Origin of the sequence: Pseudarthrobacter sp. DSP2-3-2b1, assembly GCF_049895945.1 — a bacterium.
Taxonomy (GTDB): Bacteria; Actinomycetota; Actinomycetes; order Actinomycetales; family Micrococcaceae; genus Arthrobacter.
Genome location: NZ_JAFCTI010000007.1, coordinates 79,694 through 104,492 on the forward strand (window position 1 = coordinate 79,694; position 24,799 = coordinate 104,492).

Consider the following 24,799-nt stretch of genomic DNA (forward strand, 5'->3'; position numbering starts at 1 on the left):
TGCGGTGCGGCGCTTAGTCCTCGGGCAGGGCGGCGAAAGCCTTCTTGGTGTCCCGATACCATCCCATGCCCTTGATCGGGTTCTTCCAGCGCCCCTTCATCGCGTCACGGGCCTCTTGATGAGCTGAGTCGCCGGCCCTGACGGCTTCCTTGAGGTGCTGGTCCTGTGCGTTGATAATCTCGTCCGCAGTATCGCCCCGGAACATGAGCTCGCAGGGGCCACCGAGTTGCTTGCAGGTCATGCTTTTCATGGGTGATTCCTCTTTAGGCATGCATTCATAGTGAAAGCTCTAGGCGGCGAGCCTTCTGACGTGCAAGCTTAGCCTTCGCGCCGAACTCCCGGGGCGCTAGTGCCTGGCTCCTTGTCTGCCCGGCGAATCCCGAAGCGCCCCGAAAGTGTTGATGGCCGGACAGCTGGGATATCTCCGCGATCGGGACTAACTTGAAGGCAGCTGCTTTCCGCGGCTCGACGAAGGGGTCACCATGAGCTACAAAAATCGAACTGTCAAAGTGCGCGGTACGGAGCTGGTTGGAACAATTGCCAGGAAGCACGGGAGTGCAGCTGAGATCTACGAGACGTCCAAAGACCCGAGTACATCGGTGGTTCCGGTGTACTTCGAGGCAACGGGCGAGGTCCGTTTTTTCGATAGGTCCGTGCTGGAGGACGTGGCGGCGCCAGCCACCTGAACAGTTGGCGGGAACCCCAGCTGACGCCGCTGACCCGGTTGGTCTATCGGGCCACTCATGGCTCTTCTATTGATGTGGTGCGAAGGCCATCATTGAGTCATTGAGCGCAGCGATTCAGATGGGAGTTGGCCGTGATCCAAACCATGCTGTGCAAGCTGAATCTCCGACACCATTGGCACGTCGAACATGCTGAGGACGGAGGGCTATACACACGTTGCTTGCGCTGCGGCAAGGATGGCGACAGCGGGGATGGCGCCAATAACGGCTGGGCGCTGACGAGGTGGTGGTAGGCAAATCAATCAGGAGTGCGGGCCGGAAACGGCAGGGAACAACCTGGATTAGTGCGCTGGCCGTGTTGGGCGCATGGCTCTCGGGAGTCATACCGGTGGTTCAGGTGGCCCGCGCTCTTGCCGGCCGTCCGCTTCTGTTCGGTTCGCTGTCCGGCCAGAGCCGCGGACGCCGTTTCGCGGCCACGTCCTCTACCCAGCCGACAGCGAGGAACACGATGGCAAGAAGAAGCCACATGCCGACAAATATGGTCCACTGGCTATCCAGCAGCCAGGGTAGGTTCTCGCCAATCAGGTCAAAGTTCCAGAGCAAATCGACGATTGTGTAAGTGAAGCTCAGCAGCAGGGTATGCCAGAGATAGATGGTGACCGCCCTGTTGTTGATCAACGTGACCGGCTTGTCGAGGAACCTGATCGGCCGGGGCAGCGACTTCCAGGACGGCGAGACCCGCAGGAGCATTGCGCTGAACCCCAGGGCCCACAATCCACCCCCACCGGAAACGTTGTTCAGGTCCCAGGCTGCTTCCTCCAGTTCGGGCGCGACCCAGAGAAGGCCGAGGGCCATCATCACCGGTCCGGCTGAGAAGACGGTCCATATTGGTATCGTGCGCAGCAACCCGGAGTAGTGGGCGAAGCCGAGCACCCAGCAGGAGCCGAAGGTGGCGAAGTCGCTGATGCCGCTCTCCGCCCAGGTGGGCAGTTCCACCCAGCCGGCGACGATGGGTACCAACAGCCCGAGAGGCGCCGCCAGCGTAATCCACGGCAGCCGGCGGAACGCCGCGAGCAACAGCGGAGACAACAGCATGAACCAGAAGTATGCACGGATGTACCAGAGGATGACTCCAGCCTCGTGGGCCCAGTTGCTGTCAAGCAGGCCATCATCAGAACCAACGGTGTCAGGGTAGGGCGGGTCGCCTAGGGGGATGAACCACAAAAGCATTTCGAGCCAGGAGCGGCCTTCTTCCTGGTCCGGAGTCCAGCCCTCCCCGAGCAGAAGAAGCACAACCGTGGCGCTGTAGATCCACAGGGGCAGCAACAGGCGGCGGGTGCGGCTTTTCAGAACACCTAAGGCAGGCCGCTCGAGCGAGCGCGCCATCAGGGATCCCGCGAGGGCGAACATGACACCCATGGAAGGGAAAACCAGAGTGATCCAGGCTACGCCGCTGAAGGTGTGGTAGGCCATGATCCGGAGCAGGGCGATCGCGCGGAGCAGGTCAAGGTACCTGTCGCGCCCGGAAGGGTCCGGGGCGGTAGTCTCCCCGGTGATATCACCCGGTCCTGCCGCACGTCCGGGTGCGGTTGCCGGAAGCTCGGGATTAGTGCTGACTCTCGGTTTCTCCATGCGCCTGGCCCCCCTGCCGTAGCCTGCAGTCCCTGAACGGCGGGCGCATGAGACGCTACCGTCAACCCGGTCCCGAGGCTACCAGCGGTTGCGACCCAAAGCACACGTAACGTGTACTCGAATATTTGGCGGGGGACTACGTGCCGAAACCAGGCCAAATCGCCCTGATAGTAAGCAATCGCTTATCCCTTGACGGAACGGAACGCGCCCTGTAACAGTTAGTCGTGGGCGGATCGATGGAGAACCACCAAGGGACAGGCGCGGCGTCAATCCCCGGTGGGCTTCCTCAGGGTTCCGCGGCCCCCCAGCCACTCTTGGAAGTCCGCGGACTGACCAAAAGTTTCTTCGGCATTCCCGTGCTGGAAGACGCCCACCTCACCCTTCACCGGAGCCAGGTTCACGGGCTCGTGGGAGAAAACGGTGCGGGAAAGTCCACACTGATGAAAGTGCTGGCGGGGGTTTACCAGCCGGACGCAGGAACAGTGCTCCTGGACGGCAAGGAAGTCCAATTCAGCCACCCTACAAAGGCCCACGAAGCCGGGCTGTCCTCGGTGTTCCAGGAGTTCAATCTCCTTCCCGACCGGACAGTGGCCGAGAACATCTACCTGGGCCGGGAGCCCCGCCGCGGCGTCCTGGTGAACAAGGCCCTGATGAACGAAAAAACGGCGGAGCTGCTGCAGTCGCTCGGGATCACCGCCATCCGGCCCACCGCCCAGGTGCGGAGCCTGACCGTAGCCGAGCAGCAGGTGGTGGAGATTGCCAAAGCGGTCAGCTATGACGCCCGGATCGTCTCCATGGACGAGCCCACGGCCGCGCTGGCCGGGGCCGAAGTTGAGCTCCTGTACCAAATCGTGTCCCGCCTCCGGGAACGCGGAACGGCCATCCTCTATGTCTCCCACCGGCTCCGGGAGCTCTTCGATCTGTGCGACGTCATCACCGTCTTGAAGGATGGCCGCGTGGTCAGCGCTGGCCCGGCCTCGGAACTCGACGACGCAAAGCTGGTCCGGCTGATGGTGGGCCGGCCTATTTCCGCGTACTTCCCGGACAAGCTGCCCCGGGCAGCCGGCGACGCTGAAGGCAGAAACGCTGAAGTGACCAGCGCTGAAGGTGCCGACGCCGCCCGAAAACCTATCCTCGAACTGGAGGGTGCCGGTAACGGCCAGCTGGACGGTATCAGCCTCAGCGTTCGGCCGGGTGAGATTGTGGGGGTGGCCGGTCTCCAGGGCTCCGGCCGTACCGAACTGCTGCACGCCATTTTCGGCGCCGCCCCCTTCACCCGCGGCACCATGAAGGTGGACGGCCGGGAGCTCAGGCCCAAGTCCCCGCGGGAGGGCGTCCGTGCCCGTATGGCCCTCATCACGGAAGACCGCAAAGCCGAGGGTCTGAGCCTGAACCAGTCCATCCTGAATAACGCGCTGACCGTCATCAGATCAGTTTTTCCGCGCCGCACCAGGGCGGTCCAAACCGAGATCCCCGGCGTGTTCTCCTCCCTTGAGGTGGTGGCCCGGGACCTGGACCAGGAGGTGCAGTACCTCTCCGGCGGGAACCAGCAGAAAGTGGTCCTGGCAAAGTGGCTGGCCATCCACCCCCGCCTGGTCCTGCTGGATGAACCTACCCGCGGAATAGATGTAGGAGCCAAGGTTGCCGTGTACCGGCTCATGCGCCAGCTGGCAGCCGACGGCAAAGCCATCCTGATGGTCTCCAGCGAACTGCCCGAGGTCATCGGCATGTCCGACCGCATCCTGGTCATGCGCGACGGGAGACTCGCCGGCGAGCTACCGGCCGGAACATCCGAGGAAGCCGTCCTGCAATTGGGAACGGGCGCCAGGACGGCATCCGGAGGAGGGACATGAGGCAGCGCGGCAGCTTTATCGATCGTCTGTCCTCCACACAGATCGTCTATCTGGTGGCACTGCTGACGCTGATCGTTGGCGCCGTCCTGGTCAGCACCATAGGGCGGAACTTCTTCAGTCAGGGCAACATCTCCAGCATCCTGACCGGGACCAGCGTTCTGGGATTCATCGCCATCGGACAGACGCTGGTCATCCTTGCCGGCAGCCTTGATCTCTCGGTTCCCTATGTGGCCAGCCTGGCCAGTCTTATTGCCGCCGGTGTGATGGCCAACAATTCGGGCAACGTCCTGCCCGGCGTCCTCCTCACGTTGGGTGCCGCTGCTGTCATCGGCCTGGCAAACGGTCTGATCGTGGCCCGCCTCAACGTGCACGGATTCATCGCCACCCTCGGCATGGGCCTGATCATCAGCGGCTACCTCGCCACCAATTTCAAGGGCAGCTTCGGCCAGACCCCGCTCTCGTTCAGGCTGATCGGGGCGACGGGCCTGGGGCCTGTCCCCATCTCGACCATCATCATGCTGGCCTGCGCGGGCCTGGCCATGCTGCTGCTCCACCGCACCCGCATGGGCCACCACCTCTACGCCGTCGGCGGCGACATTTCCGTAGCCCGGACCTCGGGCATCCGCATCGACCTGCCGGTCATCACGGCCCACGTGATCTGTTCCGTGCTGGCAGGAATGGCCGGGCTGCTCCTCGCCAGCCGGCTGGGTGTGGGCAGCCCGACGGTGGGTTCCCAGGGCGGCTACGATCTGCTCTCCATCGCCGCCGTGGTCCTCGGCGGCACCCTCCTGGCCGGCGGCAAGGGGACCATCACCGGGACCCTTGGCGGCGTCCTCATCTTCGCCATGCTGGACAACATCATGTCCGTCATGCAGATCAACCCCTTCCTCAAGGACGTGGTCAGGGGCGTGGTGATCGTCGTCGCCGTCGCCGTGTATGCCCGCCGCAGGATCGTCAGCAGACCGGAGCGCTTCGGTTCAACGGGCTCGGAAGCACCTGCCGCGCAGGCGGCACCCGCGGAGGGACCATGAGCACGGCATTGCCTTCCGGGCGCAGTGCAGTTCTCCGGCAGAACCGTGCCAGCCGTTCCCAGCGGCTCCTCCGGGCCGTACGCACCCCCGGCGGCGCAGTTTTCATCCTTTTGATCAGCCTCTTGGCGGCCATTATCGTGCTGAACCCCTCCTTCGGGGAGCCGGGCTCCTTCATCCGCTTCATTGGCAGGACGGCGCCGATCGCCATCGCCGCTATCGGCCAGTACTTCGTCATTGTCAGCGGCGAATTCGACCTGTCGATGGGATCAGTGGTGACCATGCAGGTCATCGTTGCCGGCAACCTCATCCGGCAGGACGATTCACGGGTGATTCCGGTTCTGGTCCTGATGTTTGTGCTCGGCGCCTTCATCGGACTGGTGAACGGACTGATCACCACGCTTCTGAAAGTGCCCAGCTTCATCGTGACGCTGGGCATGATGCTGGCCTTGCTCGGTCTGGTCCTCTACTGGACCGGCGGAGCGGCCCAGGGAAACCCGGCGGACAGCTTCCGCCAGATTGGGCGCGGCGGGATCCAGGACGTCCCGGTCCTGGACATCATTCCCTACCCCGTCATCATCCTCACGGCGGTGGCTATCCTGGCGTTCGTCATGATGCGCCGCCCCTTCGGCCGCATGCTCATCGCCGTCGGCGACAATCCAAGGGCCGCAGAGCTGGCCGGCTCCCGCATCTGGTGGGTGCGGACGCGGGCGTTCATCATCTCGTCGCTGGCGGCCACCGTGGCCGGAATCCTGCTCGTGGGCTACGCGGGAGTACATCCGTCGGTGGGGCGGGGTTACGAGTTCACGGCGATCACCGCCGTCGTCCTCGGTGGCGTAGTGCTGGGCGGCGGCCGCGGCTGGGTGCTGTCCGCGGCGGCCGGAGCGTTCGCCCTGGAGGCGCTGTTCACCCTCCTGAACTTCATGGGCGTCCAGGCCACGTGGCGGGACACCGTCCAGGGGGTAATCATCATTATCGCCGTGGCAGCAGCGTCCAAATCCTGGCAGCGCAAGCGCAAGGGAGCCACTGCCGCGGCCCATGACGAACGGCACCGGCTAAACGCAGAACCCAGGCCCCACGAGGGCACCGAACAAGGAGGAGATCGAGTCTGATGCGCAAACACTCTTTTCGCGCGATCGCACTTGGGGCAGCATTGCCGCTGCTGGTGCTGACTGCCTGTACCACCACGGACCCGTCGGTTACGGAAACGACGGCGGCACCGGGTACCGGCACACCGGCAGCAACCAGCCCGCCGAGCCAGGAATGGTTTGACCAGGCGCTTTACGACGAGCAGTTCAAGCAGCGCTCGGCGACCTTTGAAGGCAACGCGGAGCAGCCCTACCTGCAGTACATTGCCGGCGCCATGACGGACACGGCAAAGTTCGCCGCCTCCGGGCCGCACAAGGTCTGCTTCGCCAATGCCTCCATTTCGAACCCGTGGCGCCAGACCGGCTGGATCACCATGAACCAGCAACTGAAGGTTTTGCAGGACTCGGGGGTCATTTCCGAGATGGAAACCCGTGACGCCAAGGACAATGACAACACGCAGATCGCGGACATTGACTACTTCATCGACGAGGGGAACTGCGCTGCGTTCGTCATATCCCCCAACTCCACAGCGGCCCTGACCCAGGCCGTGGAGCGCGCCTGCCAGACGGGCAAGCCCGTGGTGGTCTTTGACCGTGGCGTCGAGACCGACTGCGCCACCACGTTCATCCACCCGATCGGCGGCTTTGCCTGGGGCATAGACACCGCCACGTTCCTGACTGACAGGCTGAAGTCCGGCGACAAGGTGGTGGCCCTCCGCATCCTTCCCGGCGTGGACGTGCTCGAACACCGCTGGGCGGCGGCAAAGAAGATCTTTGAAGAGAAGGGAATCCAGGCCAGGGAGTACTTCACCGGAGCGGACCCCACCGAAATCAAGAAAATCATCTCCGATGAACTGGCCACCGGCGACGTCAAAGGCGTCTGGATGGATGCCGGGGACGGTGCGGTGGCTGCCCTTGAGGCTTTCGAGGATGCAGGCAAGGACCTGCCGGTGATGACCGGCGAGGATGAGATGAGCTTCCTGACCAAGTGGAAGGAAACCGGAATCGATGCCATGGCCCCCGTCTACTCCAACTTCCAGTGGCGGACCCCGCTGCTGGCCCTGGAGAAGATCTTCAAGGGTGAGCAGATTCCGGCCGAATGGGTTCTCCCGCAGAAGCCCATCCTCGCGGACGAACTGGACACCTGGCTGCAGCGCAATCAGGGGATGCCCGGCGGACACTACGCCAAGTTCGGCGGAGAAGACCTTCCCGGCTATCCGGAGGTCTGGCAGCAGCGGCAGATGCCCTGACATTACCCGGCCGGCGGTTGGAGGGAGCGGCGTGAAGCGACTCATCGGGATCAGCACCTGGGTATGGGAGTCTCCGCTGACTGACTCCAACCTGGGCGGACACCTGGCGAGGATCGCCGCGATGGGGTTCGACGCCGTCGAACTTCCGCTGGAAAACGACGGCGACTTCACGCCCGCCGCCGTGAACGAATCTCTGGCGTCCACGGGGCTTAAACCGTTTGTTGTCGGAGCCATGGCGCCGGGCCGCGATCTGGTGGGAGCGGCCCCGGCCGCCGTCGAAAGGACCCAGGCCTACCTGGTTTCCTGCGTCACCCTGGCAAGCAGCATCGGTTCGCCCACTGTTTGCGGTCCTTTCTACGCGCAGACCGGCCGGGTCTGGCGGATGTCGCCCGGGGAGCGGCGGGAGGCCTACGCCGAGCTGCGCGAGAATCTGCAGCCGGTGGCGGCCCGGGCCCAGGAAGCGGGCGTAGTCCTGGGCATCGAGCCGCTGAACCGGTATGAAACATCCCTGATCAACACGGTGGAGCAGGCGCTTGAGGCGCTGGAGCCGCTGCTTGGCAACGGCATCGGGATTGCCCTGGACAGCTACCACCTTCACATCGAGGAGCGTTCTCTGGCCGCCGCAGTCCGGGCGGCCGGAGAACACATCGTTCACGTGCAGGTATGCGGGAACGATCGCGGCGCTCCCGGCGGCGACCAGACCGACTGGGCAGGCTTCCTGCAGGCCCTGGACGAGGTCGGCTACGGCGGACCGTTGAACATTGAAAGTTTCACCGTGGACAATGCTGCAATCGCTGTTGCGGCCTCAATCTGGCGGCCGCTGGCCCCGAGCCAGGACGAGTTGGCCAGCAGCGGCCTGGCGTTCCTGCGCGGGGTTTGACCGTCACTGCGGGGCGAGTGGGGGAGAGGCCTGCCGCCCTGTGCCCGCGCCAAGACCGTCCAGCATTTCAGTCAGCGCGTCGAGCGACGTCCGCTGTGGCGTCCATTCCAGAAGCCCGCGCGCCCGGGCGGTGTCCATGATCGGTGCGCCGGCTGCCATATCGATCCACCCGCCGTCGGTCGCCTGCAACCGCAGGCGCCAACTGAACTCGACGGCGGCGCGCAGCACCGGCAGGGGCAACGGCAACAGCCGCTTGGTGTGCAATACCCAACCGAGCGCGTTCGGGTCCAGCACGGGCTCGGCTGCGATGTTGAATGCGCCTGCCGCGCGCCTCTTCAACACACGCCAGTAGGCGTCTGCGACGTCGTCGGCGTGTACGGCCTGGAAAACAAGCTCCGGTGGAATGGGCAGTAAGGGAATCGAAGGCTTGCGTGGGACGAGCCGTGCCAGGAACTGCCCCAGGAAGTATCGCCCCACCTCACTGCCGGCCTGGGCACTGAACGTCAATGCAGGCCGGAGCCGTGCCACAACTACGCCCGGGTTCTCGCGGGCAAAGGCATTCAGAAGCCGTTCCTGGGCGGCCTTGTCCACGCTGTAGTGGGATCCCTCAACACCCGCCGCTGGCCAATCCTCGTTGGTCCGATGCTCCTTGGGAGCCGGCGAATAGGCGCCCACCGATGAAGCGCACACAACATGCCCGACGCCGGCTGTCCGGGCTGCCCGGAGAACCTGGTCCGTTCCGGCGACGTTCGTCCGGCGAAGGAGCTCCCGATCGTGGTTGGGCTGAATAAGCCAGGCCAAATGGACCACGGCGTCAGCCCCGGCGAAGGCCCCTTCGAGTGCCGGAAGGTCGGCCGGATCCCCGATGTCCACGCTGTGCCACACCACGTCGCGGTATGGTGCAACGTCCTGGTCCGGTTCGCGGCGCGCAACGCCTACGATCTCCAGATCGGGGCCCTTTTCGGACCGGACCTGGTGAAGGCGGTTCAGGAGCGCCGTGCCAACGTGGCCGGTAGCTCCGGTGATCACAATCCGCATGGTCTTCTCCTCCGTATGGACTGGGGTCAGCAGTACCCGCCCAGCCTAGGAGTGGGCAGGCTGCGATGTAAATGAGCAACTGGATACCCGCCGACATAAGCCCGCTGGCTCCTCCACGCGGAACGCGGCGGAACCGCTTGAACCAGTAACCACAGGAGATGGAGCACACTGGTGTTATGGCTGGTTCTGAAGCGGTGACGACCCAACACTCGACGGTTGAGGACTGGACGCGGGCGTTGGCGGAGTCCGCCGGCTCGCCGGGCGGAGGGGCCGGGACGGGTGTGATGCTTGCCATTGCCGCCGCACTGACGTCAATGGTCGCCGGATACACGGATGCCGGGGACGGCCTGCGTGAGGATCTGGCCGGTCTTCACGCGCGGGCGAATTCGCTCCGGGAAGCGGCTCTGGGGCTCGCCGACGACGACGCGGCGGCCTCCGAAGCGTTCGGTGCGGCGTTCCGGCTGGAGCCCGGGCCGGAACGCGAGAGCGCGATTCGCCGGGCATCGGAAGGGGCCGCAAAGGCGTCTGCGGTCCTTGGCGAGCGGGCCATAGGTGCCGTCGGGGATTTGGAGTGGCTTGCCGCCAACGGTAACCGGGCGCTTGTTGCCGATGTGGTGGTGGCCTTTGGAGCCCTTCGCGCCGCGCTGACAGGAGCACGAACCAACGTGAGCTTCGATCTGGCCGCCCTCACCTCCGCCGGGGCGCCTCTTGAGGAGATCCGGGAACAGCATCCAGCACTCTGGGCGACGGTGAAGCGCCTCAGCACCGCCGTTGAACGAATTGACGGACTGACTGCCGGGATCGATCATCGGGCCGCTCCAACGGATGCCGTCTGACGCACGTGAGCAACATGCCGTGCGCAACACAAGGGGGAGATGTCAGAACTGGTAGGTCCGCCCTGGCGTGACAACCCCATCCACCGGCCTGTCGTGGGGCTCACTTGGCACCTCGTCAAGCAGTTCGTCATCGTAGACAAGGGCGAACACCGGAGGTTGTTCTTCCAAGGATGCCAGGGCCCGGTCAAAGTACCCGCGCCCCCAACCCATCCTCATTCCGGAACGGTCAACTGCTGCGGCGGGGATAAGCAACAGATCCACGCTTCTGAAGACGCTGGGTGCCACGGCTTCGCCGACCATTTCCGATATGCCAAAGAGGCCGGGCTGTTCAGGCCCACCACTCGAAAACACCCAGTCCAGCTGCCCGTTGATCCGGCTGACCGGCACGAGGACTTCCACGCCGTTGGCTGCGGCCCAGCTCAGGAATGGCCGGGTATTGGGTTCATCGCTACCTGATAAATAGCAAGCCACCAGAGAGGGGCCACGCTCACTGACCAAGGCGATCAGCTGTTCCGTCAGGCCTGTTGCCGCTGCTTCCCGATCACCCACGGAGCGGGTCCGCCGTCGGGAACGTATTTCGGCGCGCAGAAGCCTCTTTGCGTCCTTCACTGAAGCGTTCGGCACCATGCCACGACCCTAGCCGCACGCCAGGCCGCATGCCGACGCACCGCCCGAACTGGGACCGCCCCCGTCACGAAACTTCACCGGCATATGCGTGGTCAGGTCCTGGCCGGCAGGTCGAGGAGGAGCCTGAAGCCGTGCCGGTCCAGCGGCGACGCCGTTGCAGAGAGCAGTACGACGGCGGTACCAGCCTCCCGGTCCAGCCCCACCCATGAACGGAACCCGCCGGTGGCCCCGTTGTGGCACGTGATTGTCCGGCCCTTGACGTCGAGACTCAGCCACGCGCTGCCTATCCGTGCGGCGGGTCCGGCGAATCGTGCCACCGGATCCAGGGCAGTATTTCCCGGTGCGGTTCCCTCCAGGAGAGCCATGGTTAGTTTCCCCATGTCCTGGATGTTGGCGCGCCAGCCCCCTGCCGGAGCCAGGGCTTCTCCGGTCCAAGGCTGCATGATGCGTCCTCCCCGGGTCCTGCCTGAAAGTGCCGTCTGCCGGAGCTCGTGAGGGAAACTGGGCGCATATAGCGAAGCCAGTCCGAGAGGTGCCGCAATCCGCTGGGTCATGAGCTCCCGGTAAGGAGTTCCAGCGGCGGCGGCTATTGCGTGGCCTAGCAGCTCAAAGCCTAAATTTGAGTATCGCGGCTTGGGGGAGAGTAGACGCGTCTGCCGTGCCTGGGCGAGCAATTCCTCGAGCGTCTCACCGTACGGATTGGCTCCGTGAAGCCACAAGTTAGCGGTCTTGCGGACGATTCCACTATTTGCCGGCAAGCGGGGCAGCCCGGAAGAGTGCCGGGCGATGGTTTCCAGCCTGACGCCGGCCAGTGCACATCCCTCCAGGGGCAGCAGAGCACCCAAGGTGATGCCGCCGTCGAGCTCGCCACGATGACGGGCGTCCTCATAAAGGAGACCGGTGAGCCCTTTCGAGACAGATCCGATTTCGTAGTCGGCATCGAGCGGAGCGCCTGCGCTGGCAGTCGCCAGCACGCCGTCGCGCACCATGGCGATCGCCGCGGGAGCGGTCCGTCGCCGTGTTTTGGACCGCCCCAGACTTGAGCTCAGCGCTTCCAGAGCTCGGTGATCGCCGTAGCGGCGGACGTCCTGATGGTTGTTCTTCACTTGGCCGTTAGGGACCGCACTCATGCTGACCAGTATTGCAGGACCGGCCGGGTTTCCCGCTCATGTCATCAGAATGCGTAGCGGATGCGGCAGTAGGGTGCGATCTCCTCGATGAGCGCAGTTAGCTGCCGCACGTAGCGGGCCTTGGTTCCTGACCGGTAGCGGACATTCGTGAAGCCGTTGGAGGAGACCTTTGATTCCTGGAGATCCGGACGCCACAGCACGTTCTCGGCTTGGGGATGCCAACCCAAATTGACCTCATGGAGCCGCTCGTTGTGGGTCAGGAAGATGACCTCTGCGGCGAGCTGGGCCTTAGCGGCGGCGGTCAGGGTGGCATCGAGCTGACGCAGCAACACCTCCCAATCGCTGAGCCAGGTGTCCGTGATGATGACGGGGGAGAAGTTCACATGCACCTCGTACCCGGCGTCGACGAAATCGTTGATCGCAGCCAGACGTTCCGCCACCGGCGAGGTACGTACGTCTATCGATTTCGCGAGGTCTGCCGGCATGAGGGAAAAGCGGATCCGGGTGTGCCCGCCATGGTCCCAGCCGAGCATGGCAGGGTTCACGTACTTGGTGGCGAAGGACAGTTTTGCAGTGGGCAGGTCGCGGAAAAGCGTGACGAGGTCTTGAACGTTGTCGCTGATCAGCGCGTCGACGGAGCAGTCACTGTTTTCGCCGATGTCGTAGACCCACAGTTCCGGATCGCACTGGTTGGGCTCCAGCTTGATGCCCTGGCGGGTGACGTGCCGCTCAAGTGCACCTGCGATCTGCTCGATGTTCGCGAACACTGTCACGGGGTTGCTGTACCCCTTGTGCCGGGGCACGTAGCAATAGGCGCAGGCCATGGCGCAGCCGTTCGCTGTTGAGGGCGCAATGTAATCCGCGGAGCGGCCGTTCGGCTTGACGGTGAGCGCCTTTTTGACGCCAAGGACCAGCGCTTCCGTCTTGATCCGGGACCACCGCGGCACATTCGTCTCGTCACCATGGACCTCCGGGATGTTCCAGTGGTTCTCGACAAGCACGACGTCGGCGTCCGGCCAGCGTTCGACGATCGCCTTGCCCCTGGGCAGCTCCAGGGCAGCGGCCTGGGCATAAATACGCCGGATCTGCAGCAGCCGGTTGAATTCCATCCTTTGATTCTCTCAAGACCAGGAAGGGGCCGAAGGCGGTTAAGCCCCCAGCATGGTCAGGAGCGGTTTTCGTTACCTCATGCTTCGGGGCGTGAAGTCAGGTTGCGTTGCACGTCCGTGCATTTCCTCCGGGTTGAAGGCGGCCGGGACGGGTGGTTGGTTGGACGTATCGGCTTTGAAAGGAACGAACATGACGGAACATTTTGATCTCACCCCTCAGCGTCTGCGTCACGTCCTGGGCCACTTTGCCTCCGGGCTGACGGTGATCACCGCAGCAACTGACAACGGGCCGGCGGGCTTCACCTGCCAGTCGTTCTCCTCCCTCTCCCTGGACCCGGCCCTGGTCACGTTCAGTCCCGCCCGCAGTTCCAGCACGTGGCCTTTGTTGCGCAGGGCCGGACGCTTCACGGTGAACATCCTCCCGGCCGAGCACCAGCATCTTGCCGGCCAGTTCGCCCGTTCCGGAACCGACAAGTTTGCCGGTGTGGATTACAGCGCCTCACCGCTGGGAAACCCGGTACTGGATCAGGCACTCGCCTGGGTGGATTGCGAGCTTCATGAGGAATACGACGGCGGCGACCACACCATCGTGCTGGGGGCAGTCCGAGCACTTGGTTCCAGGGACGGGGCGGAGCCGCTGCTGTTTTTCAAGGGCGGATACTTCGCTGGTGTCCCGGCCCGGCCCGGAGTCCTGGAGAGCGTCGCATGACTGACGGAGCAGGACGTTGTGCCCTGCCTGGGGAGACCGTCGACGCGTAGATTGAGGCCGGATAGGGGGTGGATTTCGGATGACCGGGCCGCGCCGCATCGACACGCACCAGCACATCATTCCGCCGGGATATGCGCGCTGGATGCATGAAAAACGCGTCCGCCCAGGTGGCCTGATCATGCCGTCATGGTCGGAGCGCTCCGCGCTGAAGTTCATGGACCGAAACGACATCCAGACGGGCATCCTGTCGCTGTCCACGCCAGGGGTTTACTTTGGGGACGCCATGGAAGCGCGTCGATGGGCCCGCGAGGTCAATGAGTACAGCGCCCAGGTGGTGGCGGGCAGGCCCGAACGGTTCGGGTTTTTCGCTACGGTGACACTGCCGGACGTGGAAGGGGCCCTGACGGAGGCCGGGTACGCCCTGGACACGCTTCATGCGGACGGCATCGCGCTATTGGCCAACCATGACGGCCGCTACCTGGGCGACCCTGACTTTGAGCCGCTGCTGGAGTTCCTGGATGAGCGCCATGCCGTGGTGTTCATCCACCCCGGTGAGCTTCCCGCTCCGGCGGTGCCGGGCATCCCCACCTTCGCTGCGGACTTCCTGCTCGACACCACCCGCGCCGCTATCAGCCTGATCCTGTCCGGTGCGATGGACAAGTATTCGAGAATCAAATTCCTACTGGCCCATGCGGGCGGCTTCGTGCCGTACATCGCGTTCCGGATACTGCTCACGATGCTCAACAACAGGGAACTGGCCCTCACTGCGTTGGCGGCGCTGGCGGATGAGAAGCAATCCATCCTGCGGCGGTTCTATTACGACATCGCACTGTCAGCCACCCCTTCAGCGCTCCCCAGCCTGCTCGAGGTCGCCGACCCTGGCCGTATCACTTACGGCTCGGACTTCCCCTTCGCCCCGGCGATGGCGATCGGGTTCCTGAACATGCAATATGAGCACTACCCGCTGGAGCGATCGTTGCGCGCGGCGATTGACCGCGGCAACGCAGAGGTGCTGTTCCCAAGGCTGAAGCAGAGCCGCGGCTGACTCCGGAGGCCGCCGTCCGGTTCTGTGCGGTCAGTACTTCCTCAGATTAAGGGGTTCCTGCTGGTGCCAGCGTTCCCGGAGGAGGGCCGTGCACGTGCCGAGCAGCCGGTTCAGCTCCTCCGTGCTGTTGGAGAGTGAGCGCAGGACCAGCCCGGTGGTTCCGGCGAGTGTGCGGGTCAGCGAGATGCCGGTGTGGGCTTTGTGGTCCAGGGTCAGGGCGTGAAGTTCATCTGACAGCACCTGGTTAACGCGCGCGTCCACCACCACCAGCGAGCCCAAATGGCTGAAACCCTCCATAAAGCCCATGCCGGTCACATCTGCGGCCAGCGGCCGGATCAGCAGGTTGTCCAAGGCCAGCAGCCGCGCGCCGTCGTCGGTTTCCACCACGATTTCATTCCGCAGCCGTAACTCCTCATACCGGAACGACGCGCCGTCCGGCGACCAACCGGGAGTGATGACCTCAGCCATGACCAGGCTCGACGACGGCCGCACGGTGATGTGCGTGTTCTGCCGGTAGCTGGCCTCCCGGTAGGCGATCAGCTGGTCCGGAGCCAGCTCCAGCCGCGCCCTCTCGCCAAGCCGCAGAGTCATCCGCTGCTCAGCAAAAGACCCCGGAGTCCGGTAAATTTTCGTCGCAGACTGCGTCGTCAGCAACAAGTCACCCCCTTCCGCCACCTCCACATCAATAAGGAACAGATCGGCCCCAAGATAAGCCCCGCCGGGATTTACCAGCACAAAGCAAACCTGCCCGGAATCATCCAGGTAGTGCGGCCGCAACACTCTCAAGGCGCCCTGATGGTACTGATGCACGGCCACCGAACGCTGACCACGCACCGCGACCTGGAGCTCTAAGCGGCCCATTGCGGGCCGATCAGCGGACGCGGGTGATAGGGGCCGCGGCGTGGCGGGCACCGCGGAGCGGGCACGGCCCCTATCACCCGCGGGCGCAGGCCCCGGTGAGATGACCGCCAAAGGAACGGCCGCCGTCGTACTCACGGCGCCAGGTCGAGCATCAGGACGTCGCGCCGCATCCAGGAAATGACGGCGTCGAGGCCTTCGTCGGTCTTCAGGTTCGTGAAGCAGAAGGGCTTGTCGCCGCGGAATTCCTTGGAATCCCGTTCCATGACTGCAAGGTCGGCGCCGACGTGGGGTGCGAGGTCGGTTTTGTTGATGATGAACAGATCGGACTTGATCATGCCCTGGCCGGCTTTGCGGGGGATCTTTTCGCCTTGGGCCACGTCGATGATGTATATGGAGAAGTCCACGAGTTCGGGGCTGAAGGTGGCTGAGAGGTTGTCGCCGCCGGATTCGACGAAGATCACCTGCAGGTCCGGGTGCCGGGCCTGGAGCTCCTCGATGGCTGCGGTGTTCATGGAGGTGTCTTCACGGATGGCGGTGTGCGGGCAGCCGCCGGTTTCCACGCCGATGATCCGGTCTTCGGGCAGGATGCCGTTGGCGGCGAGGATTTTGGCGTCCTCGATGGTGTAGATGTCGTTGGTGATGGCGGCCATGGAGATTTCGCGGCTCATGTGGCGGGTGAGCCGCTCCACGAGCTGGGTTTTGCCGGCGCCTACCGGGCCGCCGATGCCGATTTTGATGGGTTCTGTCATGTGGTCCTCCTGTTAGCTCATGAACATCCGGGCACGTTGACGCTCGTGCCTCATCTGCGAAATTTCCAGTCCGGGGCTGACGGCCCCGAAGTCGTCCGGCGTCAGGTGCGCAACCCGCTCGACGGCGGCAACGACGCCGTCGGCCGCTGTCCGCAGCAGCCGCTGCCCGGCGTTCTGGCCCAGCGGGATGGCGCGGATGGCGTTCTGCGTCACGGACGTGACAGCCGCGAAAAGGTACGCGGCAAGAGCTTCAGCCTGCGGCACGCCCAGGGAACGGGCGACGACGGCGAACGCCAGCGGCTGGTGCCCGGCGGCCGCGCCGTGGGTCACCAGGTCCCGGTACAGTCCCAGCTGCTGTGACGGAAAAGCCTCAGTTCCGATCTCCAACAGCCGCCCACCCATCTTCACGCTCGCCTCCCGAACCTGCCGTGGCAACAAAGAAGCAGAGAGCAGCGAATCCAGCTCCCCAACATCCCTCCCCTCATAGAGGAACCGGATTGCCAACCCGTCAGCGTAGGAAAGCTGCTGCGAAATGAACGCACCGAGCCACACCCCAAAAGTCCCCTCATCAAAGATGACCCCAGCGTCGACATAGGTCTCGAAACCAAAAGAGTGCGCAAAAGCCCCAGTAGGCAACGCGGAGTCGCAAAGCTGCTGCAACGCCAACTGATAAGTCATGGACGGGAACTAGTGGCTGTGTTCAGCATGGCGGAAAGGCACAGGCATGACGCGTTCCTGGCGGTCGTAGGGCACTCCGACGTGGCGAAGGTAGTCCTCGACGGTGTGGTCATACGCGCACACCATGACTTCGGCGCTGTATTCCGAGGCCGCGTCGAAGAACTGGGCCTGCAGGTGCCGGTTGCCTAGCGAGTGTGCCACGACCCCCATCTCGTAGACGGAGCGCGGTGCCACCACGAGGACGTCCGTGGGGAGCACTGACACCACGATCATGTTGGTTTCTGCCACGTGCAGGATGTCGCCGTCGCGCAGATCGCCGGAGCCGGTGGGCAGCCGGATCCCGATTTCTTTGCCGTGGTCGGTGATGACCCGCTGGATGCGCTTGACCAGCTGGGCGCTGGGCAGCACCACTTTTTCGCGGTGCAGCCCGGTGTAGGCGGCGAGGTCTGTTGCGGGCAGCTCGTGCAGGTTGCCGAGGACTTTTTCGATGATCACGTCAGGCTCCGGATGGTGGGGGTCAGAAGAGGAAGTAGCGCTGGGCCATGGGCAGGACGTCTGAGGGTTCACAGGTGACTTCCTCGCCGTCCACGCTCACCTTGTACGTTTCCGGGTCCACCTGGATGTCCGGGGTGGCATTGTTGTATTTCAAGTCGGCCTTGGTCAGGGTGCGGATGCCGGAAACGGGCCGGATGACCTTCTGGAGCCCAAGTTCCTGGGGGACACCGGCGTCGATCGCCGCCTGGGAGAGGAACGTGATGGACGACTGCTGGACCGCCTTGCCGAACGCGGCGAACATGGGACGCATGGTGCGGGGCTGCGGGGTGGGGATGGAGGCGTTGGCGTCACCCATCAGCGCGTAGGCGATCTGCCCGCCCTTAAGGACCAGCTCCGGCTTCACGCCGAAGAACGCCGGATCCCATAGCACCAGATCGGCGAATTTTCCTTCCTCCACGGACCCGATGGAGTCCGCCATGCCCTGCGCGATGGCGGGGTTGATGGTGTATTTCGCCACGTAGCGCTTGAGGCGGAAGTTGTCACTGTTTTCGGAACCGTGTTCGCCGGCTGCGCTGTCCCCCCGGGGGTCTTTCAGGACGCCGCGCTGTTTCTTCATCTTGTCTGCCACCTGCCAGGTGCGGGTGATCACCTCGCCCACACGGCCCATGGCCTGGGAATCGGAGGAGGTGATGGAGAAGATGCCCAGATCCTGCAGGACGTCCTCGGCGGCGATGGTCTCGGCCCGGATGCGGGAATCGGCGAACGCCACGTCCTCCGGGATGTCCGGGTTGAGGTGGTGGCAGACCATCAGCATGTCCAGGTGCTCTTCGATGGTGTTCCGCGTGTACGGCAGTGTGGGGTTCGTTGACGCCGGGAGGACGTTGGGCAGCCCGGCGATCCTGATGATATCCGGAGCATGCCCACCGCCGGCGCCTTCGGTGTGGAAGGTGTGGATGACCCGGCCGTCGATGGCTCGGATGGTGTCCTCCACAAAACCGCACTCGTTGAGCGTGTCCGTGTGGATGGCCACCTGGACGTCGTATTCGTCCGCCACTTTCAGGGAAGTGTCAATGGAGGAAGTGGTGGAGCCCCAGTCCTCGTGGACCTTGAGCCCGATGGCGCCGGCACGGATCTGCTCGGCGAGCGGCTCGACGGCGGACGCGTGGCCCTTGCCCAGCAGGCCGATGTTGATGGGCAGCCCCTCGGCGGCCTGCAGCATCCGCTGGATGTGCCATTTGCCGGGGGTTACGGTGGTGGCCTTGGTGCCTTCGGCCGGTCCGGTGCCGCCGCCCACCATGGTGGTCACCCCGCTGGTAAGGGCGGTGGGAACCTGGTCAGGTGAGATGAAGTGGATGTGGCTGTCCACGCCGCCGGCGGTCAAGATCTTCCGCTCGCCCGCGATGATTTCGGTGCTGGCGCCGATGACGATGTCCACGCCGTCGCTGATCTGCGGGTTGCCGGCTTTGCCGATTTTGAAGATGTGTCCGTCCCTGAGGGCGACGTCGGCCTTGTAGATGCCCGTGTAGTCCAGGATGACGGCGTTGGTGATGACTGTGTCCGGGACGTCTTCCTCGCGGGTTGCCTGGCCGTTCTGGCCCATGCCGTCGCGGATCACCTTGCCGCCCCCGAAGACCACTTCCTCGCCGTAGACGGTGAGGTCCTTCTCGATCTCGAGGAACAGCCCGGTGTCCGCCAGGCGGATGGCGTCACCCGTTGTCGGGCCGTAGAGATCCGCGTACTGCCTGCGGGGAAGATCGAAGCTCACTTGCCACCTTCCTTGCCCGCATCGAGGGGGCCGTTGACGGCGTTGCTGAGGCCGAAGACTTCCCGGCTGCCGGCCAGTTCAATCAACCTGATGGTCTTGCTGTCACCGGGCTCGAACCTGGCCGCCGTACCCGCGGGGATGTCCAGCCTGCGGCCATGGGCGGCATCGCGGTCAAACCTAAGTGCGCTGTTCGCTTCGGCGAAGTGGAAGTGCGAGCCCACCTGCACGGGCCGGTCGCCGGTGTTGGTGACGACGACGTCGATCGCCTGGCGCCCGGCGTTCACCGTCACGGGCGCGGACCTGAGGATGTATTCGCCTGGAATCATGGCATGCCCTATCGGATCGGATCGTGGACGGTGACCAGCTTGGTGCCGTCAGGGAAGGTGGCTTCGATCTGGACGTCGTGGATCATCTCCGGGACGCCTTCCATCACGTCTTCCCGCTTGAGCACTGTGGTGCCGTAGCTCATGAGGTCCGCAACCGTCCGGCCATCCCGCGCGCCCTCGATGAGTTCGTAGCTGATGATGGCCACGGCCTCGGGAAAGTTCAGCTTCAGGCCGCGGGACTGGCGGCGCCTGGCAAGATCGGCCGCCACCACAATCATGAGCTTTTCCTGCTCTCGGGGCATCAGGTGCAATGGTTTTCCTTCCGTAGCCTCGCCGGCGTGTAACCAGAGTAAGCCGCCCAGGTTTCGGGGGAGTTTCCGGATAGCCGCCACCACACGCCGGATCTCGTTTACGATATAGGGCGAGCCGTTATTACCCCCGTATCCTGCCAAGAGACGGACGGACGAATGTCTTGGTTTGCGCCAAACCCGGTAGTGGCCTCATGGTCCCGCCGGCGGTGCAGGCCCTGGATCAGCTAAGTAAGGATCACGGGTGTGAGTATGATGCGGCGCGGGCACCTCCTCAGCGGGCGCTACAGGATAGATGAGCTGATTGGCTCCGGTGCGCAATCGAGCGTCTACCGTGCTGTTGACGAGCTGCTCCAAAGGGATGTGGCGCTGAAACTGTTCCGCAGGAACCGGACCGACGTCGAGCAGATCCGCAGGCAGGAGGATGAGGTCCGCATCCTGGCCGGCATGAGCCACCCCGCGCTGGTGACGTTGTTCGACGCCGGAGCGGATTTCAGCGATCCCCAGGACCAGCACAGCTACCTGGTGATGGAACTGGTCCGCGGTCCTGACCTTCGCGAGCGGGGCAGCCTGGGGTCCATGTCCGCAGCCCACGTCGCGCATATCGGACATGACCTTGCTGACGGTCTTGCCTACATCCACCATCACGGAATCGTTCACCGGGATGTCAAACCGGCGAACGTCCTGCTCGTTGACGACGGCAGCGGGGACAGCAGGCCACGCGCCAAGCTCAGTGACTTCGGCGTCGCGACTTTGCTTGCTAACGGATTCGACACCTTAACGGGCGGCTCGTCGGGTACGCCCCACTATCTCAGCCCCGAACAGGCAGCCGGTGAGCCGTCCGGCACTCCCAGCGATGTCTACTCGCTGGGGCTCGTGCTGCTGGAGGCCTTGACTGGTCGCGTTGTCTATCCGGGGGCTCCCATCCAGTCGGCACTGGCACGGCTGCTGCGGGATCCCCACATTCCGGAGGAGGTAGCGCCCCGCTGGGCAAAGCTGCTGACCTTCATGCTCGCCCGGGATCCCGCTGAACGCCCGGACGCCAAGGACGTGTCCTTGTCCCTGCGGCAGGAAATCGCAACGGGTGCGGCCAGGCACCGCGACGGATCGCAGGAAACAGACACCGAGGACGCCAGGATGCGGGCCGTGCAACGGTACCGGATCCTCGATACCCTCCCGGACGGGACATTCGACCGCGTGGTGGCTGTGGCGGCCCGGATGTTTGCCGTCCCGGTAGCGATCGTGAGCATTGTTGACCACGACCGTATCTGGTTCAAGGCCCGGTATGGGACCGATGTGGAACAGATTGGGAGGGATCCGGGGCTGTGCGCCTCGGCAATCCTCCAGGACGATGCCTGGATTGTGGAGAGCGCCGCTACCGATCCCCGCACTCTGGCCAACCCGCTGGTTGCCGGCGATGCCGGCATGCAGTTTTATGCCGGCGTTCCGTTGCGCACACCGGACGGGTACAACCTCGGAACCCTGTGCGTACTGGACACCAGGCCAAGGGAGTTCAGCGACGAGGACACCAAAACGCTGGAGAACCTCGCAGGGATCGTCATGAATGACCTCGAACTAAGGCTCCAGACGCGGCGCAGCCTCGCGTAGCGGGCCCGGCCGGGAAGCGCCCGGCTTCTTCAGCTGAAGGAGCGCCTACCGGTCAGCAGGTCCTGGCCCGCTGGCGAGCCACTCCTGCACCACTCTGAGGACCTCGTCAGGGTCAGCGGTGGACACAGTCCTTGGACCAGCGCCGGGCGTTCTTCCGTAGGTTATTCTGGCCCGGAAGCCTTGGGGGTGACCGGGCTCGTGCCATCTGCTGATGATCATTGTCTCGGCTGCCGGTGCCTCGCGGTCATCAGCGTCGTCCGTGGCTGACCCGTCGTCGTCGTTCATCATGTCGGCCATCCACCTCCGGTCCGTAGTCCTCAATCACAGCTGCTTAGGATCCTGCTGCAGAAGCATCAGGAGTTGGCCCACCTTTCCGAAATCTTGGCTCAAGATTAGGGGCGCCCCCCGCTGCTCCGGGAACAACCGGGGGCGCCGTCGTCGAGATTGATCAGTTGGAGCCTCCAGTCAGGGTTGCCGCGCCCGCCTCCGCCACTGTCTGGTCCTGTTCGCCGGAGCCTCCGCTGACACCAATGGCGCCGATGACTTTTCCGTCGCGGGTGAGGGGGATCCCCCCGGCGAAGATCATGATTCTGCCGTGGTTGCTGGCGTGGATTCCGTAGAACTGATTGCCGGGCTGGGAGTTGTCGCCAAGGTCCTTGGTCTGGATATCAAAGGCACGTGAAGTGAAGGCCTTGTTGATCGAGATGTCGATGCTGCCGATCCATGCGCCGTCCATGCGGGCGTGGGAAACGAGGTTGCCGCCGGCGTCTACGACGGCGATGTTCATTGGCTGGCCGATTTCCTCGGCGCGCTTTTCGGCGGCGGCGATGATGGTGCGGGCTTCGGCGAGGCTGGGTGAGGTCATTGTTTTACTCCTTGTTCTCGTTGAAATTCAGTTAGGCGTTGACGTAGCCGTTGGGGTTCAGGACGTATTTGGTGGCTGCGCCGGCGTCGAATTCGGCATACCCGCGGGGCGCCTCGTCGAGGGTTATTGCTTTGCCGTTAACTGCCTTGGCGATCTGGACTTTGTCGTGCAGGATGGCCATCATCAGCTGCCGGTTGTATTTCATGACCGGGCACTGGCCCGTGGTGAATGCAAGCGATTTGGCCCAGCCGGTGCCGAGGCTCAGCGACAGGGACCCCTTCTTGGCTGCATCGTCGACGGCGCCCGGGTCACCGGTGACATAGAGGCCGGGGATGCCCAAAGCGCCGCCGGCGGCGGTGATTTCCATCAGCGAGTTCAGCACCGTGGCCGGGGCTTCCTCGGCGTCCCGGCCATGGCCGTGACCGCGCGCTTCAAAGCCCACAGCGTCAACTCCGGCGTCGACTTCGCGGACGCCGAGGACCTGTTCGATCTGGTCCGCGGGGTCTCCGTTGGCGACGTTGATCGTTTCGCAGCCGAAGCTGCGGGCCTGGGCGAGCCGTTCCTCGTTCAGGTCACCGATGATCACCACCGCAGCGCCGAGCAGCTGCGCTCCCGCGGCGGCGGCCAGCCCTACCGGGCCTGCGCCGGCGATGTAAACGGTTGAACCCACCTCGACACCTGCCGTGACGGCTCCGTGGAATCCGGTGGGGAAGATGTCCGAGAGCATGGACAGGTCCATGATCTTTTCCAGCGCCTGGTCACGGTCCGGGAACTTCAGCAGGTTCCAGTCCGCGTAGGGAACCAGGACATACTCCGCCTGGCCGCCCACCCAGCCGCCCATGTCCACGTAGCCGTAGGCGCTGCCGGGCCGGTCCGGGTTCACGTTCAGGCAGATCCCGGTCTTCCGCTCCTTGCAGTTCCGGCACCGGCCGCAGGAGATGTTGAACGGGACCGAAACGATGTCTCCGACCTTGATGAATTCAACGTCCGGCCCGGTCTCCACCACCTCGCCGGTGATTTCGTGGCCGAGCACCAGGTCCGTGGGGGCGGTGGTGCGGCCGCGGACCATGTGCTGATCGGAGCCGCAGATGTTGGTGGTAACGGTGCGGAGGATCACCCCGTGCGGGATCTTCCGGCCGATGTTTGCGGGGTTAACCCCCGGCCCGTCCTTCAGCTCGAAGGTGGGGTATTCGGTGTCAATGATTTCGACCTTGCCGGGCCCTTTGTAGGCAACTGCCCTGTTTCCAGACAACGGGTTCTCTTCTCTTCCGTGGCTGCTGCCCGGCTCAGCGGTCCGTGTGGGTGTGGTGGCGTTATTGAACAACACGTGTGGCCAGCTGGACAAGGTCCCAAAGTCCCCTTGGTCTCTCCGGCCACCGTGCCGGCGGCTCAAAGACCTTCGAAGAGGTCCGTCAGCAATGCACTTCCAGCCGGGCGGCCCGGCCAGGCCAGAACAGCCGCTTCCCGGGACACGATCCTGGCCCAACGGCGCTCGTCCACGCCGGGGTCGATCAGGACATCCCGCTGCGACTTATGCTCCAGCAGGCCTGCCACGGTCCGGTGCGCCACTGCGCTCGTGTCAACCTCGATGTCGATCCGGTCATCGGGGACCGGACGGAGGTGGTATTCGCGGGTTGGATCCCAGGGCGCCAATCCCAGGCGTTGCCGGCTCACGTTCCACCGTTCAAAGGTGGAGGCACGCATGGCACCGTGCACCAGCCGGCGCAGCCCAGGCCCCGGCGTTTTCCGTGCCCGGGCGAAGGCTTCGTCGGTTGCCCTCCCCACGGCGATGTGGTCCCGGTGCCCGGTGATGCCGTCAGGTCCGAAGGTAACCACCACCTGCGGCCGCTCCTGGAGCAGGATCTCCTGGATCCTGCCCACCAGTTCCTCGAAGTCGATTTCCGGCACCCGCCCGTCGTCGTAGTCCAGCCATTCGTGCCGGTCAGGGATTCTGCCGTGGGCCCGCCACGCATTGGCGCTCTCCCGCCGGCGCCAGGCACCCAACTCTGCAGGCGTCGTCGGGACACCGGCACTGATCTGTCCGGCCCCGCCGTCCGTTGCAAGCACCAGGCAGAACCTGAACCCGGGATCGTTCTCGTGCAGGGCAATCGAGCCCGCGCACCCGTACGCATCGTCATCGGGGTGGGCGACCACCACCGCCAGTGAGTGCGGCTCATTCACAAAACCGACGCTAAACCCAACAGCAGGTGAATCACAAGGCCATGGTTTGGCACCC

The 24,799-nt window shown here is 64.3% G+C and carries 27 protein-coding genes; 10 read left to right on the forward strand and 17 right to left on the reverse strand.

Annotated features, from left to right (window positions below):
- Positions 1-13: 13 nt before the first annotated feature.
- Positions 14-250, reverse strand: a complete 237-nt coding sequence (locus ACP7AX_RS10540; protein ID WP_426226409.1) for a DUF1059 domain-containing protein — start codon at positions 248-250, stop codon at positions 14-16.
- Between the two features lie 232 nt (positions 251-482).
- Here ACP7AX_RS10540 and ACP7AX_RS10545 point away from each other — a divergent pair, with 232 nt between their 5' ends.
- Positions 483-686, forward strand: coding sequence for a hypothetical protein (locus ACP7AX_RS10545; protein ID WP_426226410.1), 204 nt, complete (start codon positions 483-485; stop codon positions 684-686).
- A gap of 390 nt (positions 687-1,076) precedes the next feature.
- Here the strand turns inward: ACP7AX_RS10545 and ACP7AX_RS10550 are convergent, their stop codons facing one another.
- Complete coding sequence (locus ACP7AX_RS10550; RefSeq protein WP_426226411.1) at positions 1,077-2,315, reverse strand: acyltransferase family protein; 1,239 nt, start codon at positions 2,313-2,315, stop codon at positions 1,077-1,079.
- A gap of 236 nt (positions 2,316-2,551) precedes the next feature.
- Here ACP7AX_RS10550 and ACP7AX_RS10555 point away from each other — a divergent pair, with 236 nt between their 5' ends.
- Genes ACP7AX_RS10555 through ACP7AX_RS10575 form a run of 5 tightly spaced genes read left to right on the forward strand, consistent with a single transcriptional unit; the run spans position 2,552 to position 8,414 of the window.
- Complete coding sequence (locus ACP7AX_RS10555) at positions 2,552-4,168, forward strand: sugar ABC transporter ATP-binding protein (protein ID WP_426226412.1); 1,617 nt, start codon at positions 2,552-2,554, stop codon at positions 4,166-4,168.
- A complete protein-coding gene (locus ACP7AX_RS10560; protein ID WP_426226413.1) occupies positions 4,165-5,199 on the forward strand; it encodes an ABC transporter permease in 1,035 nt (344 codons plus the stop codon). The genes ACP7AX_RS10555 and ACP7AX_RS10560 overlap by 4 nt, the downstream gene beginning before the upstream one ends.
- Entirely contained in the window at positions 5,196-6,308 is a 1,113-nt protein-coding gene (locus tag ACP7AX_RS10565) for an ABC transporter permease (protein WP_426226414.1), read from the forward strand. The genes ACP7AX_RS10560 and ACP7AX_RS10565 overlap by 4 nt, the downstream gene beginning before the upstream one ends.
- Positions 6,308-7,534 (forward strand): substrate-binding domain-containing protein, encoded by a 1,227-nt coding sequence (locus tag ACP7AX_RS10570; protein ID WP_426226415.1) that lies wholly within the window; start codon positions 6,308-6,310, stop codon positions 7,532-7,534. Before ACP7AX_RS10565 ends, ACP7AX_RS10570 begins: the two co-directional genes overlap by 1 nt.
- A 31-nt stretch (positions 7,535-7,565) precedes the next feature.
- Entirely contained in the window at positions 7,566-8,414 is an 849-nt protein-coding gene (locus tag ACP7AX_RS10575) for a sugar phosphate isomerase/epimerase family protein (protein WP_426226416.1), read from the forward strand.
- Positions 8,415-8,417: 3 nt separating this feature from the next.
- Here ACP7AX_RS10575 and ACP7AX_RS10580 read toward each other — a convergent pair whose 3' ends face one another.
- Positions 8,418-9,452: an NAD-dependent epimerase/dehydratase family protein gene (locus ACP7AX_RS10580; protein ID WP_426226417.1), complete on the reverse strand. Its 1,035-nt coding sequence runs from the start codon at positions 9,450-9,452 to the stop codon at positions 8,418-8,420.
- 176 nt (positions 9,453-9,628) lie between these two features.
- Between ACP7AX_RS10580 and ACP7AX_RS10585 the strand changes: the two genes are divergently transcribed.
- Positions 9,629-10,288, forward strand: coding sequence for a cyclodeaminase/cyclohydrolase family protein (locus ACP7AX_RS10585; protein WP_426226418.1), 660 nt, complete (start codon positions 9,629-9,631; stop codon positions 10,286-10,288).
- Between the two features lie 42 nt (positions 10,289-10,330).
- Here the strand turns inward: ACP7AX_RS10585 and ACP7AX_RS10590 are convergent, their stop codons facing one another.
- The 3 genes from ACP7AX_RS10590 to ACP7AX_RS10600 form a co-directional block, all read right to left on the reverse strand.
- The gene (locus tag ACP7AX_RS10590; RefSeq protein WP_426226419.1) at positions 10,331-10,915 is read right to left on the reverse strand and encodes a 5-formyltetrahydrofolate cyclo-ligase; all 585 of its coding nucleotides are present in this window, start codon (positions 10,913-10,915) and stop codon (positions 10,331-10,333) included.
- A 92-nt stretch (positions 10,916-11,007) separates the two neighbouring features.
- Entirely contained in the window at positions 11,008-12,045 is a 1,038-nt protein-coding gene (locus tag ACP7AX_RS10595) for a serine hydrolase (protein WP_131681614.1), read from the reverse strand.
- Positions 12,046-12,089: 44 nt separating this feature from the next.
- Positions 12,090-13,154, reverse strand: coding sequence for a spore photoproduct lyase family protein (locus tag ACP7AX_RS10600; RefSeq protein WP_426226420.1), 1,065 nt, complete (start codon positions 13,152-13,154; stop codon positions 12,090-12,092).
- 190 nt (positions 13,155-13,344) lie between these two features.
- Here ACP7AX_RS10600 and ACP7AX_RS10605 point away from each other — a divergent pair, with 190 nt between their 5' ends.
- Positions 13,345-13,863 carry a flavin reductase family protein gene (locus ACP7AX_RS10605; protein ID WP_426226421.1) on the forward strand — a complete coding sequence of 173 codons (519 nt, stop codon included), beginning with the start codon at positions 13,345-13,347 and terminating at the stop codon, positions 13,861-13,863.
- A gap of 79 nt (positions 13,864-13,942) precedes the next feature.
- A complete protein-coding gene (locus ACP7AX_RS10610) occupies positions 13,943-14,908 on the forward strand; it encodes an amidohydrolase family protein (RefSeq protein ID WP_131681611.1) in 966 nt (321 codons plus the stop codon).
- 30 nt (positions 14,909-14,938) lie between these two features.
- Here ACP7AX_RS10610 and ACP7AX_RS10615 read toward each other — a convergent pair whose 3' ends face one another.
- The 7 genes from ACP7AX_RS10615 to ACP7AX_RS10645 form a co-directional block, all read right to left on the reverse strand.
- The gene (locus ACP7AX_RS10615; RefSeq protein ID WP_426226422.1) at positions 14,939-15,769 is read right to left on the reverse strand and encodes an urease accessory protein UreD; all 831 of its coding nucleotides are present in this window, start codon (positions 15,767-15,769) and stop codon (positions 14,939-14,941) included.
- 131 nt (positions 15,770-15,900) lie between these two features.
- A complete protein-coding gene (gene ureG, locus ACP7AX_RS10620; RefSeq protein WP_426226423.1) occupies positions 15,901-16,518 on the reverse strand; it encodes an urease accessory protein UreG in 618 nt (205 codons plus the stop codon).
- Positions 16,519-16,530: 12 nt separating this feature from the next.
- Positions 16,531-17,196: an urease accessory protein UreF gene (locus ACP7AX_RS10625; RefSeq protein ID WP_426226424.1), complete on the reverse strand. Its 666-nt coding sequence runs from the start codon at positions 17,194-17,196 to the stop codon at positions 16,531-16,533.
- A 9-nt stretch (positions 17,197-17,205) separates the two neighbouring features.
- On the reverse strand, positions 17,206-17,691 hold the full coding sequence (gene ureE, locus ACP7AX_RS10630) for an urease accessory protein UreE (protein ID WP_426226425.1): 486 nt from the start codon (positions 17,689-17,691) through the stop codon (positions 17,206-17,208).
- 22 nt (positions 17,692-17,713) lie between these two features.
- A complete protein-coding gene (gene ureC / locus ACP7AX_RS10635) occupies positions 17,714-19,456 on the reverse strand; it encodes an urease subunit alpha (protein ID WP_426226426.1) in 1,743 nt (580 codons plus the stop codon).
- On the reverse strand, positions 19,453-19,782 hold the full coding sequence (locus ACP7AX_RS10640) for an urease subunit beta (RefSeq protein WP_426226427.1): 330 nt from the start codon (positions 19,780-19,782) through the stop codon (positions 19,453-19,455). Before ACP7AX_RS10640 ends, ureC begins: the two co-directional genes overlap by 4 nt.
- A gap of 8 nt (positions 19,783-19,790) precedes the next feature.
- On the reverse strand, positions 19,791-20,093 hold the full coding sequence (locus tag ACP7AX_RS10645; protein WP_131681604.1) for an urease subunit gamma: 303 nt from the start codon (positions 20,091-20,093) through the stop codon (positions 19,791-19,793).
- A gap of 249 nt (positions 20,094-20,342) precedes the next feature.
- On the opposite strand from ACP7AX_RS10645, the gene ACP7AX_RS10650 reads away from it, so the two are divergent.
- Positions 20,343-21,698 carry a protein kinase domain-containing protein gene (locus ACP7AX_RS10650; RefSeq protein WP_426226532.1) on the forward strand — a complete coding sequence of 452 codons (1,356 nt, stop codon included), beginning with the start codon at positions 20,343-20,345 and terminating at the stop codon, positions 21,696-21,698.
- Positions 21,699-21,743: 45 nt separating this feature from the next.
- Here ACP7AX_RS10650 and ACP7AX_RS10655 read toward each other — a convergent pair whose 3' ends face one another.
- The 4 genes from ACP7AX_RS10655 to ACP7AX_RS10670 form a co-directional block, all read right to left on the reverse strand.
- Entirely contained in the window at positions 21,744-21,995 is a 252-nt protein-coding gene (locus ACP7AX_RS10655; protein ID WP_426226428.1) for a hypothetical protein, read from the reverse strand.
- 151 nt (positions 21,996-22,146) lie between these two features.
- Positions 22,147-22,563 (reverse strand): GlcG/HbpS family heme-binding protein, encoded by a 417-nt coding sequence (locus tag ACP7AX_RS10660; RefSeq protein WP_426226429.1) that lies wholly within the window; start codon positions 22,561-22,563, stop codon positions 22,147-22,149.
- 31 nt (positions 22,564-22,594) lie between these two features.
- Positions 22,595-23,815 (reverse strand): formaldehyde dehydrogenase, glutathione-independent, encoded by a 1,221-nt coding sequence (gene fdhA, locus ACP7AX_RS10665; RefSeq protein WP_131681891.1) that lies wholly within the window; start codon positions 23,813-23,815, stop codon positions 22,595-22,597.
- Positions 23,816-23,952: 137 nt separating this feature from the next.
- Positions 23,953-24,744, reverse strand: a complete 792-nt coding sequence (locus ACP7AX_RS10670) for a PIG-L family deacetylase (protein WP_131681601.1) — start codon at positions 24,742-24,744, stop codon at positions 23,953-23,955.
- Between the last annotated feature and the right edge of the window lie 55 nt (positions 24,745-24,799).

Excerpts from the sequence above, each read along its gene's own strand:
- ACP7AX_RS10540 (WP_426226409.1), bottom strand. The coding sequence starts at position 250 with ATGAAAAGCATGACCTGCAAGCAACTCGGTGGCCCCTGCGAGCTCATG.
- ACP7AX_RS10545 (WP_426226410.1), top strand. The coding sequence starts at position 483 with ATGAGCTACAAAAATCGAACTGTCAAAGTGCGCGGTACGGAGCTGGTT.
- ACP7AX_RS10550 (WP_426226411.1), bottom strand. The coding sequence starts at position 2,315 with ATGGAGAAACCGAGAGTCAGCACTAATCCCGAGCTTCCGGCAACCGCA.
- ACP7AX_RS10555 (WP_426226412.1), top strand. The coding sequence starts at position 2,552 with ATGGAGAACCACCAAGGGACAGGCGCGGCGTCAATCCCCGGTGGGCTT.
- ACP7AX_RS10560 (WP_426226413.1), top strand. The coding sequence starts at position 4,165 with ATGAGGCAGCGCGGCAGCTTTATCGATCGTCTGTCCTCCACACAGATC.
- ACP7AX_RS10565 (WP_426226414.1), top strand. The coding sequence starts at position 5,196 with ATGAGCACGGCATTGCCTTCCGGGCGCAGTGCAGTTCTCCGGCAGAAC.
- ACP7AX_RS10570 (WP_426226415.1), top strand. The coding sequence starts at position 6,308 with ATGCGCAAACACTCTTTTCGCGCGATCGCACTTGGGGCAGCATTGCCG.
- ACP7AX_RS10580 (WP_426226417.1), bottom strand. The coding sequence starts at position 9,452 with ATGCGGATTGTGATCACCGGAGCTACCGGCCACGTTGGCACGGCGCTC.
- ACP7AX_RS10585 (WP_426226418.1), top strand. The coding sequence starts at position 9,629 with ATGGCTGGTTCTGAAGCGGTGACGACCCAACACTCGACGGTTGAGGAC.
- ACP7AX_RS10590 (WP_426226419.1), bottom strand. The coding sequence starts at position 10,915 with ATGGTGCCGAACGCTTCAGTGAAGGACGCAAAGAGGCTTCTGCGCGCC.
- ACP7AX_RS10595 (WP_131681614.1), bottom strand. The coding sequence starts at position 12,045 with ATGAGTGCGGTCCCTAACGGCCAAGTGAAGAACAACCATCAGGACGTC.
- ACP7AX_RS10600 (WP_426226420.1), bottom strand. The coding sequence starts at position 13,154 with ATGGAATTCAACCGGCTGCTGCAGATCCGGCGTATTTATGCCCAGGCC.
- ACP7AX_RS10605 (WP_426226421.1), top strand. The coding sequence starts at position 13,345 with ATGACGGAACATTTTGATCTCACCCCTCAGCGTCTGCGTCACGTCCTG.
- ACP7AX_RS10610 (WP_131681611.1), top strand. The coding sequence starts at position 13,943 with ATGACCGGGCCGCGCCGCATCGACACGCACCAGCACATCATTCCGCCG.
- ACP7AX_RS10615 (WP_426226422.1), bottom strand. The coding sequence starts at position 15,769 with ATGGGCCGCTTAGAGCTCCAGGTCGCGGTGCGTGGTCAGCGTTCGGTG.
- ureG (WP_426226423.1), bottom strand. The coding sequence starts at position 16,518 with ATGACAGAACCCATCAAAATCGGCATCGGCGGCCCGGTAGGCGCCGGC.
- ACP7AX_RS10625 (WP_426226424.1), bottom strand. The coding sequence starts at position 17,196 with ATGACTTATCAGTTGGCGTTGCAGCAGCTTTGCGACTCCGCGTTGCCT.
- ACP7AX_RS10640 (WP_426226427.1), bottom strand. The coding sequence starts at position 19,782 with ATGATTCCAGGCGAATACATCCTCAGGTCCGCGCCCGTGACGGTGAAC.
- ACP7AX_RS10650 (WP_426226532.1), top strand. The coding sequence starts at position 20,343 with ATGATGCGGCGCGGGCACCTCCTCAGCGGGCGCTACAGGATAGATGAG.
- ACP7AX_RS10655 (WP_426226428.1), bottom strand. The coding sequence starts at position 21,995 with ATGGCCGACATGATGAACGACGACGACGGGTCAGCCACGGACGACGCT.
- ACP7AX_RS10660 (WP_426226429.1), bottom strand. The coding sequence starts at position 22,563 with ATGACCTCACCCAGCCTCGCCGAAGCCCGCACCATCATCGCCGCCGCC.